12 protein-coding genes are annotated in these 14,187 nt (G+C 45.4%); 5 read left to right on the forward strand and 7 right to left on the reverse strand.

Annotated features, from left to right (window positions below):
• The first annotated feature begins 154 nt into the window (after positions 1-154).
• From purE to OEZ43_02295, 3 genes are all read left to right on the forward strand, one after another.
• Positions 155-649, forward strand: coding sequence for a 5-(carboxyamino)imidazole ribonucleotide mutase (gene purE / locus OEZ43_02285; GenBank protein ID MDH5544389.1), 495 nt, complete (start codon positions 155-157; stop codon positions 647-649).
• A complete protein-coding gene (locus OEZ43_02290; GenBank protein MDH5544390.1) occupies positions 646-1,731 on the forward strand; it encodes a 5-(carboxyamino)imidazole ribonucleotide synthase in 1,086 nt (361 codons plus the stop codon). Before purE ends, OEZ43_02290 begins: the two co-directional genes overlap by 4 nt.
• A gap of 150 nt (positions 1,732-1,881) precedes the next feature.
• The gene (locus OEZ43_02295) at positions 1,882-2,355 is read left to right on the forward strand and encodes a hypothetical protein (protein ID MDH5544391.1); all 474 of its coding nucleotides are present in this window, start codon (positions 1,882-1,884) and stop codon (positions 2,353-2,355) included.
• A gap of 5 nt (positions 2,356-2,360) precedes the next feature.
• On the opposite strand, the gene OEZ43_02300 is transcribed toward OEZ43_02295, so the two are convergent.
• On the reverse strand, positions 2,361-2,843 hold the full coding sequence (locus OEZ43_02300) for a TonB C-terminal domain-containing protein (protein MDH5544392.1): 483 nt from the start codon (positions 2,841-2,843) through the stop codon (positions 2,361-2,363).
• Positions 2,844-3,097: 254 nt separating this feature from the next.
• Here OEZ43_02300 and OEZ43_02305 point away from each other — a divergent pair, with 254 nt between their 5' ends.
• On the forward strand, positions 3,098-4,681 hold the full coding sequence (locus OEZ43_02305) for a methyl-accepting chemotaxis protein (GenBank protein ID MDH5544393.1): 1,584 nt from the start codon (positions 3,098-3,100) through the stop codon (positions 4,679-4,681).
• A gap of 8 nt (positions 4,682-4,689) precedes the next feature.
• Here OEZ43_02305 and arfB read toward each other — a convergent pair whose 3' ends face one another.
• Genes arfB through OEZ43_02320 form a run of 3 tightly spaced genes read right to left on the reverse strand, consistent with a single transcriptional unit; the run spans position 4,690 to position 7,661 of the window.
• Positions 4,690-5,124 (reverse strand): alternative ribosome rescue aminoacyl-tRNA hydrolase ArfB, encoded by a 435-nt coding sequence (gene arfB, locus OEZ43_02310; protein MDH5544394.1) that lies wholly within the window; start codon positions 5,122-5,124, stop codon positions 4,690-4,692.
• Positions 5,124-6,182: a peptidase M42 gene (locus tag OEZ43_02315; protein MDH5544395.1), complete on the reverse strand. Its 1,059-nt coding sequence runs from the start codon at positions 6,180-6,182 to the stop codon at positions 5,124-5,126. Before OEZ43_02315 ends, arfB begins: the two co-directional genes overlap by 1 nt.
• A gap of 15 nt (positions 6,183-6,197) precedes the next feature.
• Positions 6,198-7,661, reverse strand: coding sequence for a DUF853 domain-containing protein (locus OEZ43_02320; protein ID MDH5544396.1), 1,464 nt, complete (start codon positions 7,659-7,661; stop codon positions 6,198-6,200).
• 283 nt (positions 7,662-7,944) lie between these two features.
• Between OEZ43_02320 and OEZ43_02325 the strand changes: the two genes are divergently transcribed.
• Entirely contained in the window at positions 7,945-10,158 is a 2,214-nt protein-coding gene (locus OEZ43_02325) for an ATP-binding protein (GenBank protein MDH5544397.1), read from the forward strand.
• On the opposite strand, the gene OEZ43_02330 is transcribed toward OEZ43_02325, so the two are convergent.
• The 3 genes from OEZ43_02330 to OEZ43_02340 form a co-directional block, all read right to left on the reverse strand.
• On the reverse strand, positions 10,159-11,712 hold the full coding sequence (locus OEZ43_02330; GenBank protein ID MDH5544398.1) for an SEL1-like repeat protein: 1,554 nt from the start codon (positions 11,710-11,712) through the stop codon (positions 10,159-10,161).
• A 539-nt stretch (positions 11,713-12,251) separates the two neighbouring features.
• A complete protein-coding gene (locus tag OEZ43_02335; protein MDH5544399.1) occupies positions 12,252-12,905 on the reverse strand; it encodes a hypothetical protein in 654 nt (217 codons plus the stop codon).
• Between the two features lie 320 nt (positions 12,906-13,225).
• On the reverse strand, positions 13,226-13,855 hold the full coding sequence (locus OEZ43_02340) for a hypothetical protein (GenBank protein MDH5544400.1): 630 nt from the start codon (positions 13,853-13,855) through the stop codon (positions 13,226-13,228).
• Positions 13,856-14,187: the final 332 nt, after the last annotated feature.

A 14,187-nucleotide genomic window follows, 5' to 3' on the forward strand; every position in this document is an offset into this window, starting at 1 on the left:
ATAGACTGGGTATCGGCCGGCTTCTGGGAAATTCAATAGGAAGATTCTTAACAAATAGACATGTCGGGAAAAAACAAGCGTAACTTCAACTTTTCCTTCTAATTCGCGTAAAATGACGGCCTCTATTGATTGACACACCAGAGGACTTCAGCACATGCAAACATTGGTTGGCATCATCATGGGTTCGACCTCAGACTGGGAGACCATGCAACATGCGGCACAAGTGCTGGAACAGCTCGGTGTTCCACATGAGGTAAAGGTCGTTTCAGCCCACCGTACACCGGATTTGCTTTTCCAATATGCGAGTGAAGCAGAGCAAAGAGGGTTAGAGATCATAATTGCCGGCGCCGGTGGCGCAGCCCATCTTCCCGGCATGGTTGCCTCCAAGACGGCACTCCCTGTACTCGGCGTCCCTGTACAGTCCAAAGCCCTCAATGGCATGGACTCTTTGCTGTCGATAGTACAAATGCCTGCGGGCATCCCTGTTGGCACTCTCGCCATCGGCAATGCTGGGGCTACTAATGCCGCGCTTTTGGCAGCAAGTATGCTAGGAAACCACTATCCCGCGATCCGCCAGGCAGTAAATGATTTTCGCAACGCACAAACACAAAAAGTTCTGTCGGTGCCAGATCCGCGGGACATGCCATGAAACTCGGGATACTCGGTGCTGGTCAGTTAGCTAGAATGATGGCCCTCGCTGCCTATCCTCTAAACATCAAATGCCGATTTCTGGACCCTTCCGCTGACGCCTGCGCTGCACCTCTTGGGACCTTAGTCCAGGCGGCATATAACGATGAGTCGGGCTTACAACAGCTCGCGCAGGAGCAGGACTGCGTCACTTTCGAATTTGAAAACGTACCTGCAGATGCCCTGCAATCACTGGCAAACCAAGTTCCCGTATATCCGCCTCCACGTGCGCTTCTGGTGTCGCAAGACAGGCTCACGGAGAAGTCATTATTTCAATCGTTGGGAATAGGGACCGCGCCTTTTGTAGAGATCAATTCTGTTGAAGATTTACGCGAAGGCGTAAAACAACTCGGGCTGCCATGTATATTGAAGACTCGCAGACTGGGCTATGATGGCAAGGGCCAGGCAGTGATACGAGACATCTCGAAACTGGATTCCGCATGGGAACAGGTTGGTCGAGTACCGTGCACCTTAGAAGGTTTTGTCACTTTTAGTCGCGAAGTATCGATTATTTCCGTGCGCAGCCGCAGTGGCGAGATACGCTTTTATCCTTTGGTAGAGAACGTACATCACAATGGCATACTTTACCTGTCCACTGTGTTGATTTCTGATCCCATACAGGCTCAAGCTGAGGGTATGGTACGTAAGCTACTTAATGAATTAGATTATGTAGGTGTGCTGGTGTTGGAATTATTCCAGGTCGGTGATGAGCTGCTGGCAAATGAGTTTGCGCCGAGAGTGCATAATTCGGGTCATTGGACTATTGAAGGTGCGCAAACCTCGCAGTTCGAAAACCACATCCGTGCTGTCTGTGGTCTGCCATTGGGCAGCACGGAATCGCGTTGTTCCGCCGCCATGGTCAATATAGTGGGTGCATTACCAGACACCGAAGCGATTCTGGAAGTTTCAGGGGCAAGCCTCCACTTGTACGATAAACAACCGAGAAGCGGCCGAAAAATCGGGCATATTACCATCTGTGCGTCTGGCCCAGATCTGCTCGCAGAACGGATCAAGAGTATTACCTCTCTCGTTCCGAAGAATTAGAAAAACAGGTGTCTCGCCCACACGACGCCGAACAGTAACCAAACCTTAAAAGAACAGCTGTATACTGCGTAACTACTTGAAAATAATATTATTAGCAAGAAGGGCCTCAGGTTTGCAAATAGGCCTGGGCAATAATGAGGGGAGATTAAAATGAAATCCGGAATAGAGAAACTCGATTCAGTAACAACGAATGAAGGAACATTAAGTAGCTCAAGGCGTGCGCAGCTAGAAAATTACATGTACGGGCTCTATTTGACCGACGATTTTCCAAAGCATGCGGGTAACGACGTCGAGCAATCGAAAAATGGTTTGGCCCTGCCAGAAACCTGCTCGCCAACTTTGCTAGCAGCCATCAGTTTATTCTTGGTCGTCGACGCCATACTAAGTGTTGTCTTGCTAAACATGGGAAACACCCAACACCTGTCCTTACTACAGATACTTGCCAAGGCCGATTTCGCATTTTTCTTTATGATAAAGAGTGTAGTTACTGCCGGTTTTATCGGTGTAGTGGCGATCTACAGACACTATACCTCGCTTGCGAAGATTACCGGGAGACGTCTGCTTTCTCTTGCCTTTCTCGCTTATTCGCTTTTACTAATCTATGAACTTAGACTGGTCTGGTAACCAGGCTATGGTTTCAGCGAATTCGCGTTTTTCTCCGACGAAGGCCTGAAAGTAATCTCGATATCGCTGAAGTTTTGAGTGTACAAGGGCTCATCTGCTGGAATAGGAAATGGCTGAGCACGATAGATTGAGTGATTGATGCTCATATTGTATGCGTGACTTGGGCTAGATTCTAAAAATTCACTTTTTAGTACATTCCCCTTTTGATCGAGATATATCTTAACGCGCGCAAATGCCATATCTGGCGGCGTGTCTCTCGGATAAAACCAGTAGCGCTCAATGTGCTGGCGAATTTCACGTTCAAAACATTGTATCCTTGCCTGACTGGTCGACATTGCGTTACATAATTCGCGTATTTGTGCGTTGTACTTATCTACTGAATCAACACCAGGCATCTCATCCATATCACCTTCACAAGTCAACGCCAGTATCGCGAACCAAGTAAATATTGCCAACCTGAGCATAATCGAAATGATGTTATTAAACATTGACCTTGAAAAGTGGAATACCATTTTAGGTGCCTGAAAAAAGTCTTATGGGTAAAAATGATTTTTAAAATGTAATATTTTGTAAGATGTTTTTACCACATTAACAACAATTTCAAGAAAATAGAAATGTCGCGCTCAAACAACGGCTTAACAATACCATATCATTCAAGAAGTCTTTGCCAAGCATTTAATTAAAAACAGCTTTCTGCCGAACTTTACTGAACATCAAAAAACAAGCTTCTATGGAGCGCTGTATGAAGATCAGCAAGAAACTAGGCATATCAAATTCAATACTTATTGTCATGCTGTTTATCAGCAGCGCTAACGGTTATATAGCAACATCATCCTTGTCTCACAAACTTGATTTCCTAATTGAAAATGCCTGGTCAGCTGCAGACGGAGCCATGGAAGGCGTAATCTCCATACAGGAGGAAATTATCGTACTTCGCGACTTGTTATCGCGTGGTGGCAACATTAATAAACTGGAGGCAATCACCTCAAATGCAAAGGATGCTTTTGCAAGAATGATTTCATCCGGACTTTTTAATAAGACTCAGATTGATGGACTAAACGAACAACTTGCAATATATACAAAACATAGAGATAAGATCGTCAATGACTTTCGTCGTGATGCGTTGACAGACGAAAATTATCAACGTTACTTAAAAACAGCTGACTCACTCTTAGCTTTCTTGAGCGAATTGGAGGAAATCGGCGATTCCAAGGTAGAAGGTCAAGTCGATGAAATCAACTCTATTGAAACCCGCTCTTCCTATTCAATTACCGTTGTTATACTTCTCGGTATAGCAACGGCGGTATTGAGTTGGTGGTTTTCAGTAAAGACTATTGCACAACCGATTCAAAACCTATCACTTAAACTCCAGGATATCTCTGAAGGAAGCGGAGACCTCACTACGCGACTAAAAGTCAGTGGTAAAGATGAGGTCGCAATTGCTTCTTCAGCGTTCAACAAGTTCGTTGAGAAACTTCAGGCAATGGTCACACAACTACGTGATAGCGTTGAACAGATCGATGAACGATCTCATTCCTTTCGCGGAATCACTAATGACTTACGTGGAAATGTTGTACAACAGACAAGCGAAACACATCAAGTTGCTACAGCAATAAATGAAATGGCGGCCAGCGTTCAGGAGGTTGCTCAAAACGCGGCCGGCGCCTCTCGCGCGGCAGACGAAGCCGATAAAATGATAGAGCAGGGCAACAGTGTCGTGAAAGCCGCAGCAAGCGCTGTGAAATCGCTGGCACAGGAGGTGGAACGATCTGCTAATGTATTAGGGCACCTGGATGAACAAAGCCAAGCCATAGAATCCGTGCTCGACGTCATAAAGGCCATCGCAGAACAAACGAATCTACTTGCATTAAATGCCGCTATTGAAGCCGCTCGTGCCGGTGAACAGGGAAGAGGATTCGCGGTGGTTGCCGATGAAGTCCGCACTCTGGCCAGTCGCACACAAGAGTCAACAAATGAAATACAGACAATGATAGGCGCCCTGCAAGAGGCTTCTAAACAAGCGGTGCACGCTATGGAAGGAGGACGCTCCCAGGCAGAACAAGCGGTTGATGAAACCGACAGAGCGGCATCTTCACTTTCTGCGATTAGACAAGGGATTACGCGTATCGTAGACAGAAATGCTCAAATTGCCAGCGCAGCAGAACAACAAAGCTCTGTGGCAGAGGAAGTCAACAGAAATATCGACAGCATCAACAACCTCGCATCAGAGTCAAACTCTTACGCAGACAAGACTTCAAATGCAAGCCAGGAATTGAGCCAACTGGCTAGCGAGATGCGCGACGTAGTCAGTCAGTTTAAGATTTAGAGGTCACACTAAAACGTAGTACCCTTGTCGATTCTTCTTCGTTGAGACTTGAGTTGACTTCTCTTACCCTTTTCATCCAGCCGGCGCTGCTTAGTTGCTTTGCCAACTTTCGTTGGGATACGTTTCTTCTGTGTTCTTAGCGCTTTCGAAATGATATCGCGTAAACGCATTAGCGCATCTTCTTTGTTCTTTTCCTGACTTCTGTAGTTTTGTGCTTTGAGAATAATAATGCCTTCTTGTGAGATACGACTGTCGTTCATGCAGAGCAGCCGTTTCTTCACCAGATCGGGCAATGTTGATTGACGAATGTCAAAGAATAAATGAATCGCAGAGGAGACTTTATTGACATTTTGCCCACCTGAACCTTGTGCACGTACGGCACTAAGCCGTATCTCACTTTCCGGCACAAAAATATTGGCAGATACATATATACCTGCGCTCATCAAACTCCGGCCGTACGCAACAATAATTTCAAAAACGCCTTGCAGGAGTCGAGTGAAGCTGACTCCTCCATGGTATGGTATCCTGTGGTGGGAATCTGTAAGGTCGTACCGTGAACGAACTCTTTAGAAGCAGCAGTGATACGTCCCATTTCTGTGCTACCGAGTGAACGTGGACTTTGCCCCTGAGCAATCAGCTGTTTATTTATCTCATCCAAATATTTGTCTTTATAGGCATAACTTATATTTTCTTCTTCGCAAAGACGCTGTAACTTTAAAGTGGTTTCTTGATTAAATACAGCGTTCGCATCCCGGGTACGCAACACCACCTGTTGTTTATCCGCTGCCTCAACGTCGTTATAAGGACTGGTGTCGACGACAATGAGTTGATTTGTAGAGCTGCCAAAACGCCGAAACCATTCAAGCAAATAACGCCAGCTTTTACCCGCCTCCTCTTGCGCGGTAAAAAATGCCGTTCCTTGGTAACCAAGATCAAACAAATGAACCAGCATTGCGGTCGTTAAAACGTTATCCAACTGCCCATAAAAACGACCATCTCGCATACTAAGCCTGTCAGAAAATGCGACTGGTGTGCCTGCAACCAGATGCTCCAAACCCTTTACTTCGAATATCAAGTTATTTCGAAAATTACAGACATATGACCGTACGATACTGCCTGCGCCGCGATATGCTCCCGACCAAGGTTCATAAGCCATTACCGGAACTGCAGGAAATCGATCAGCCACTTTGGCCATTAGTTCTTCAGATACCGAATTTCCGAGCAAGTCAGAGCGACTACCGGCAACAAATGCGGCATATTGAAATTCGTTCGGTCCGGTACAAATCAACCCATGTCGATCAATATGTGCCGAAAACATTGACGAATCAGGCGCGTTGCCTTGTGCCACCAACAGGCCTTCGTACCAGGTAACTTTGGCATTTCGTTCTTCGAGCATGCGCTGTAGCACACGAAAGAAAGAGTGTTCCGCACCCACTACGCATGGATGGCGAATCAATTCTTTAAGGATGTCTACAAACATGTCCAATTTTAATTCTGACATACAATACCTTATCAATTAGCGGCGGCGACCACCCAATAGCGAACCAAGTAGACCACGAGCCAATTGCCTACCCAGTTGAGACCCAATCGAACGCATGGCGCTTCGGGCCATAGTCCCCAATAATTCTTCGGCCTGTGAAGTTTCACCTTTTACCGGTTTCTTTTGCTTATACGGCTCAGAGTTTTCTAGTGCAAATTGTTTTTTGCCACGCTCTGCCAATATTTCGTGAGCGGATATCCGGTCAATCTGTGTGTCGTATTTGCCACGTAGCGGCGAACGCGTCAGATGCTCTGTTCTTTCCGCCCCGCTCAAGGGACCAATACGTGATTTGGGAGGATGTATAAGCAAACGTTCGACAGGCGTCGGCTGGCCCAAATCATCCAATACAGACACCAACGCTTCCCCAACTCCCAAAGTGGTTATCACCGCTTCGGTATTCATGGAAGAATTAGGCCGTAAGGTTTGGGCGGCGGCTCTTACGGCTTGTTGGTCACGTGGCGTAAAAGCACGTAATGCATGCTGAATACGGTTTCCTAGTTGACCCGCGATATTAGCCGGAATATCCGCTGGAGACTGGGTAATAAAATATATACCCACGCCTTTAGAACGTATTAGGCGAACAACCTGCTCCACTTGTTCAAGCAAGACCTGCGGGGCATTCTTAAATAGAAGGTGCGCCTCATCAAAAAATATCGCCAGGCAAGGTTTGTCCTGGTCACCACGTTCAGGTAGCTGTTCAAACAACTCCGCCAGTAACCACAATAGAAAACTCGCGTATAACCGAGGTCTTGGTAGTAGCGGCGTAGCGTCCAGCATACTGATTACGCCATTGCCAGAGAAATCGACCTGCATAAAATCTTTTAGCTGTAGTGCCGGTTCACCAAAAAACCTATCGGCACCCTGCTGCTCTAGTACCAGTAGGCCTCGTTGTATTGCTGCAATGCTGGCACTGGAAATATTTCCATAAAGACTCTTTAGATCACGCGCATTGTCACCCACCCACGATAACATGCTGCGGAGATCCTTCAGATCCAGTAACAGCAAACCCTCATCATCGGCTATTTTGAAACAGGCGTATAACACAGCTGTTTGAGTGTCATTCAGTTCCAAGAGGTTGGCTAGCAGCAAAGGACCCAGTTCCGAGATAGTCGTACGAACAGGATGTCCTGATTCTCCCATCAAGTCCCACAACACAACTGGCCAGGCCTGATTAGCGTACTCACTAAGCTTCAACTGTTCGAGCCGCTGTTTAATACGCTCGCTGACCGAACCTGGACGCGCCAAACCAGACAAATCACCTTTGATATCGGTAACAAATACCGGCACGCCGTTTGAGCTAAACCCCTCGACCAGGGTTTGTAAGGTAACCGTTTTACCCGTACCAGTTGCGCCCGTTATGAGTCCGTGACGATTGGCCATAGACAGACGCAGCCCTGATTCCGGATGTCTTTCCCCTGCAAAATAAAGCTTTTCACTCATTGTTGTATACACCCCAAATATGGCGAGAATCTATAGCCACAATGTCGCGGAATATAGTGCCTTCCCCCCCTCAATAACAAGTTTTTTCGATTTTGAAGAGGGTACGCCAGTAAAACAATAGGCAAGTTGTTTGCGGCTCCAATCACTCTAAGGACGCCTTCAATAACAATTACTAAGCATGTTGTTTTTACAGCACTTATTCAAGATTTCACCGGAAATTCCGACACATATATACCTGGGTGACAATTCACTTTATACGCGCCAGTTATATAGATTCTGCACAATGTCTGAAAGCAACCTGCTAACTCAAAGTTACTATTACTTATTGGTATTTCTTTCGATAGTTATTGCCTTTGTCACTGCATTCACCTGTTTTTTGATGGTGCACAACTTTAACCCCCGGAATAAAATCTGGCATATCATTGGTGGCACTGTGCTGGCTCTTGGCATATGGGCAACACACTATCTTGTTGTTGCCGCGCTTATCCTGCCAAATCCCATAAATTTTGAGCTCAATACCGTCTACTCGTCAGTGGTAGCTGTCGTTTTTGGTAGCGTCGCCTCATTCCTATACGCATTGTCAACCGGTGCAGAGATTTCAAGAACAGGTTATGCAGGTATTTCTCTGGGTACAGGCGTAGCACTTTCTCACTATCTGTTACTCGAAGCCATGACCATCGAAGTACCCGTTGAATACGACCCGATTTGGCTGGCGATATCATTTTTCACCTCGGCATTCGCTGCGACATTTATTCTTAGCAAAAGTCGATCTGTTGTATTCGACCAATTTTCGCTGTCTGGGGACCAACTTCTTAAAGCATCTCTCGCCGTAACAGCCGGTATTGTCATCGTTCATTTTAGCGGTATGGGGGCGGTGGAAATCGCCGCACCGATCAAAAGCGGTACAAGCGAAAATTTGGCACACACTGCCACAACCGAGATGGATGATGCATCAAATACCATCTTTGGTGTTGTGGTTATGGTTCTGATGATTGTAATTGCGCTGCTATTACTGTACGCACTCAAAGCCAAAAACATAGCCACGAACGAACAAGAAGAAGAACAAGAAGCGCTCGAAAACATAGCTGCAAGCGTACCTACAGACAACGATTCCGACACAGAGGACAGTGACAACACAGAAACCCCTCAGTTAACGCAACTCAACAAGATGTCATCGAATCTAAAAAGGGCTCAGGAAGGTTTTTTTGAAAATGGTGAAACAGACAAATTTTACGAATCTGTAGTGGATAATGTTATCAAGGCGACCGACGCAGAATTTGGAACCATGGTATTTGTCGATAAAAATGGAAAGATAAAACGAATGGTTAGCCAGGGAAGCAACCAGAAATCAGCTGATTTAACCGGCCAAATCCTGGCCAACAATAAAATTCTTGATTTGGACAATGAATTCGCATCCAGGCACACTGACATCATAGACGACCCAGCCTTCTCTAAACTGAGAAAGATGTTTCCTGAAATGCACGATGTGATGATACAGGCGGTAAAGAATGAAAACGGTTTGCGCAGCTTTATCATCTTGGGAAAAGGAAAAAAGAAGACAGGAGAATTTTCACAAAGTGATGCCGCGCTAACAACACATTACGCAAATGATGTTCTGCAATCGCTATACAATATGCACCTCATGAGTAAGCTCAAGGAAAACACTAAAGAATTGCAGAAAGAGAAGCAGACCAGAAAGAAACTGGACAATGATTTGGTAAAAGCCAAACAGAAAATATCTAGAATCGAAAGAGAAAACCTCGCCAGCCAACTTGCGACAGGCGTTGCAAACAACATATCAACGCCAGCGAAAATTCTAGACAAAAACATGAAGAACCTGCACGCCAAATTCAACAGTCTACTCAACACGCTAGAGACAGAGCAGGATGGAGCCAATGCGGTTGATGGAAAAAAGGTCAGAGAGATGGGGGCAGATATTCTTAAACTTGTACAAGAATCCAATACCAAGTCCTCTGCCATCAGTAGCTCTCTTGAGACTCTCAAAAACTATACACAAAACGTTGAGGCCCCATGGGAACAGGCTGATATTAACCTCATATTTGATGAGTCTCTTGAGGAATGCTCAGATGAAATTTCGAGCAAAATAAAAATTCGTAAGAAATACGGAAAACTATCACCAATTGAATGCCTACCAACCGACATGCGACAACTCGTCAACAATTTACTACTCAACGCCGCCCAATCCATTGAAAGAAACGGCATGATAGAGATCAGCAGTGGCGAAGAACAAAAGCAGATTTGGATAAAGATTATGGATACCGGCAAAGGAATACGAAAAGAAGATATCGATAAGATTTTCGATCCATTCTATTCTACGAAATTGGACAGCAAAGGTACCGGATTGGGGCTGTCACAAGCGTACGACATAGTACAAAGACATCGCGGCACTATGGACATAGAGAGCCAGGTTGGAATTGGCACCGCCGTTGTCATTAAACTACCCATACTACAACGAGAACAAGCGCTCGCCAGTTAATTAGAGTTGCGCGTCAGAATAACCTGTTTTTATTTTACGTCGGTATGTTTCAACAAGCTCGTCTGCCACTCCATGTGAGACCTCATAAATTTCGTTAAACTTGTCGATTTGTTTGAGAGCGACAGGGTCATTGCTTTTAGCTACATTGTCTAGAAACGCCTTGCCTAATTCCAGATCTTTTTCCACGCCTAGTCCAAACATATACATAATGCCAAGGTTTGCCTGTGCTGGCATTGAACCATTTTGAGCAGCCTGCTTGGACCAGTAATAGGCCAAGTCATAGTCAATATCTACGCCCGTTCCGTTAAGGTAGTAGGTGCCAATATCAGTTTGAAATTCCTGAATACCTAGAGATGCCAATTCCTCGCACCAATACGCGGTTTCCGTCGACTCACTTTTCGCCAGATATGCATTATGTAGCTCCCATTGTGCGCGAAATTCTCCCTCATACGCGGCATTTAACAACCAGGCTTCGCTCATTTTTTCATTTTTTTCCACTACCACACCATCACGATAGGAAAACCCTATTATCATGTAAGCGATAGCCATACCTTCCGACGCCGCACTTTGCGCCCAAAATAGTGCCGCATCTAAATCTTTTTCCACACCCAGTCCATCGTAGTACATACGCGCCAAATGCGCTTGTGCGATTGCGACATCTTGTTTTGCAGCTGATGTAAGTAGCTTAAGGGCACGCGCATAATCTTTTTCGACGCCAAGTCCCGTCAAGTACATAATACCCAGACCTGTTTTACCGGCGGAGTCGTCAGCAGAAGCGGCCTTTTCATACCAGTAGGCTGCTTTTAAAAAATCCTGTTTTACACCAAGACCTTCACGATAAAGCATAGCGAGAGAGGTTTGTGCTTCAATCTGCCCTTGCACAGCAGCCTTAGTGAACCAGTGAAAAGCCTGCTCAAGATTTTCCTCGGTGCCCAGACCGTGAAAATAGATATAAGCGAGATTTGTCTGCGCGACGCTATAACCCTGGTCGGCAGATTGGTTCAGCCAGTAATAGGCTTGCTTGTAACTTTGCTCAACACCGTCACCATTCATGTAGGCAGTACCTAATGCGCCTTGTGCCTGAGCACTACCTTCATCTGCTGCCCTACGCGTCCAATACAATCCTTTCGAAACATCGGCGAGTGGATTACTTTTTACAAGATACAGACCGCCAAGTTCACTTTGTGCGGTTACGTCGCCGTCAAGTGCCAAAGGCTCAAACCAATCAATAGCCCTACCATAGTCAATATCAACCTCCTCGCCCTTAAGAAAAATATAACCTAAGGTCAGTTTCGCCTCTGTATTTCCTTTCGCCGCCACTTGTTCAAACAGCGCTATCGCTTTTTGCGGGTCTTTTTCGACCCCTAAACCTTTTAGATAAAGACCGGCAAGACGCACCACACTATCAGTTAAGCCCTGACTCGCCGATTGTTCATACCAGTAGGCGGCTAGCGAATAATTCTGTTCGATCTCAATACCTCTTTCATAGTATAGGCCCAGATCGTACTGATACTCTTTGTCTCCCAGTTCAGCCAACGATTTAACAAAATCCACGGATCTTTTCGTCGATAGGTTTTTCTGAGTTATTGGCGGGTTAGAGATTTGTGCAGGAGGCAGAATGGTACATGCAACGAAGGAAAGCGGTATCAGCATTGTAGTTATCAATTTCATTTTTACATATACCTTGGTATGCCCTTGCCAAGCGGGCGGTTCAACGAATTTTAGATTATGTCTTCTCAGACAAATGTATGGGCGAGAAGCACGTTTGATAAATACAGGAATGAAGTGAACAAACTCTTAACACGCGGGATTTGGGGTGATTTCGGGCTGCATTGTAGACCTGATTACTCTCATCACGGTGATGAGGGGCTCTGTCAGGCCTCAATAAAAGCCTGACAAGGCAAAAATAATTAATCTACTCGCACTCTGGCCACACCTTGAGCGCTATCCCCACCAACTCCCTTAACTTCTACCACAAAGGCATCAAAAACCCCACCAGACAATCACGTATGGGGTGTATAGGAGACCAGATTACCACTCAGCAACAACTCACCAACGAGAGCTGACAGCCCAAATGGTAATAAAGATAGTCATTAGAAGTTAAAGGCGACGCCCCAGTAGACTTTGTTGTCCAGGACACTCCGTGAGGTCTTTCCATCCAGCAGCAAGCTGAATTGAAATTTGTCCAACTGTCCACGTATACCTATACCGTATTCTTTTCCGTCGGTATCCAGTTGCATAAGCAGATATTTCGAAAATTGAACATTAGCGCCAATGAACAACGGTTTTGGCGTTCCAGACAATTTTGATCCGACAGTTAATGAAATTGGGCGAATCTTATAAGAGGCAGCTAAATAAGAGTTACTGCGATAAATCCCAAGCGCTATAACTGGAAAACCTTTAAACAAACGGTCCTGTGTTTCACTATTAATTTTGAATAAAAAATTAAAATTGTTTTGCGCCGGCAGATCGGACATCACACCAATTTCCAACCAATTTCTCACGCCATATAGAAAATAGAAATTGTCCCATCGCAAATCACGAAAATCCTCCCAGATTCCGATAGCGCCTTGACCCTGTTTTAAACTGAACGCGGAAGGTGTTTTTACCTGGCCGACGGGCCCATACAGGGATGCACTATGTTGTGCGATATCTCCTGCATTCGCAAATGAAGTCTGGGCCAGGTAGAACAGCACCAGGCGTAACAATATTTTTTTAATTTGCGAATGCGTCATGATATCCGGCATATGTTGAGTCCACAGCGGCACAGCATAATAGACTTTTTAGAACTTTCAAACATAGAATTTTCTGTATCAATATTCGTATTCACGTGTCCGGAATTGGCGACAATTTGTGTCGCAAATTTGAAATTTTAAAATGCACATTTTCGAAATGCAGTAACAGACGGCAAGCCTGTTCGCTGTCTTTTGAAGTCATTTTGGAAGAATCGAAAGTCCAGTGCCTGACTACTTGTCAAAGATCGTTTTACGACTGCCGGGCGAAATCACGTGGTCGCAAGAATCTCGTTGCCTAAGATACAGTACTCAACACTTTCATGGTTCATAGATCAAAACTGGTGATTCAAGCCGACACTAAACGATATATTCCCTCTTTGGTCATAAATCGAAAACAGCCGCGCAAGCGAATCTCGGTTGAGATAGCTTAATTCTGGCGTGACATGGACAGTTGGATTAATTTTTAGGCGTGTATTAATGAAAGCACCGAAAAAATACTGATTTTCGCCGCCTAGCAGACTGCGCATAATAATTTTCGGCCCCACCGTTACGGTATGCACCAGTCGGAAACGTGAACTGAAAAGCAATGTGCCGTATAGGTCTACGATGTTGGGTCTGTCGGTAATTCCATTTAATCCGATTATCCCAATCGATGTTTCTGCCGCAGCCGAATATTTCGTATCCTGGAAGGTGGTATATTTTGCGCCCAACATCGGCCCCCAATGATAGCGGGCTTCAACATCTAGCTTATCGGATACGCCATAGATTACGTATGGCTCAAGCATGCTGAGCACCGGATAAACGCCTTTCTTGAGATACTGCTTGGTCGAAAAATTTATCCCTACGTTAATCTCGTCCTTCTTGCTGGACTCAGCCGACTTGGTCGTCGCCACACTGACGCAAGCTGTGCTCAAAATCAGACAGCACGACACCAGCGCAAGGAAAACGCTAAATCGAAGCAATACTTTATCCTTTCTATTTGTGTAATTCGTTTAAGCAGCCTAAGGCAAATCACAATCAAAGGGGTACCATACACTCTGAAATTGCGAAGGCCTTAAGCTGATATACACACAACGTGCCGGGAGATGGGCACCAAAAAGGCGTACTAGGAAAATCATAAGCCATAGAGTCACGCAGTCGAATTAAATTTGACCTACCAGGCCTATACCTGTGACAGACTCAACACCAATAACTATTTTCAAACCCATCGACGACTGTCATTATTTCACGACACAATAGCGAATATATTCCCATGAAGACCTACGTATAGCGTTGGCCCTATTTGTGCTAGACT

This window comes from Gammaproteobacteria bacterium (genome assembly GCA_029881255.1).
In the GTDB taxonomy this organism is placed as follows: Bacteria; Pseudomonadota; Gammaproteobacteria; order S012-40; family S012-40; genus JAOUMY01.

What these genes read in the sequence shown, in the direction of transcription:
- purE (MDH5544389.1), top strand. Translation starts at nt 155, where the DNA reads ATGCAAACATTGGTTGGCATCATCATGGGTTCGACCTCAGACTGGGAG.
- OEZ43_02290 (MDH5544390.1), top strand. Translation starts at nt 646, where the DNA reads ATGAAACTCGGGATACTCGGTGCTGGTCAGTTAGCTAGAATGATGGCC.
- OEZ43_02295 (MDH5544391.1), top strand. Translation starts at nt 1,882, where the DNA reads ATGAAATCCGGAATAGAGAAACTCGATTCAGTAACAACGAATGAAGGA.
- OEZ43_02300 (MDH5544392.1), bottom strand. Translation starts at nt 2,843, where the DNA reads ATGTTTAATAACATCATTTCGATTATGCTCAGGTTGGCAATATTTACT.
- OEZ43_02305 (MDH5544393.1), top strand. Translation starts at nt 3,098, where the DNA reads ATGAAGATCAGCAAGAAACTAGGCATATCAAATTCAATACTTATTGTC.
- arfB (MDH5544394.1), bottom strand. Translation starts at nt 5,124, where the DNA reads ATGAGCGCAGGTATATATGTATCTGCCAATATTTTTGTGCCGGAAAGT.
- OEZ43_02315 (MDH5544395.1), bottom strand. Translation starts at nt 6,182, where the DNA reads ATGTCAGAATTAAAATTGGACATGTTTGTAGACATCCTTAAAGAATTG.
- OEZ43_02320 (MDH5544396.1), bottom strand. Translation starts at nt 7,661, where the DNA reads ATGAGTGAAAAGCTTTATTTTGCAGGGGAAAGACATCCGGAATCAGGG.
- OEZ43_02325 (MDH5544397.1), top strand. Translation starts at nt 7,945, where the DNA reads ATGTCTGAAAGCAACCTGCTAACTCAAAGTTACTATTACTTATTGGTA.
- OEZ43_02335 (MDH5544399.1), bottom strand. Translation starts at nt 12,905, where the DNA reads ATGCCGGATATCATGACGCATTCGCAAATTAAAAAAATATTGTTACGC.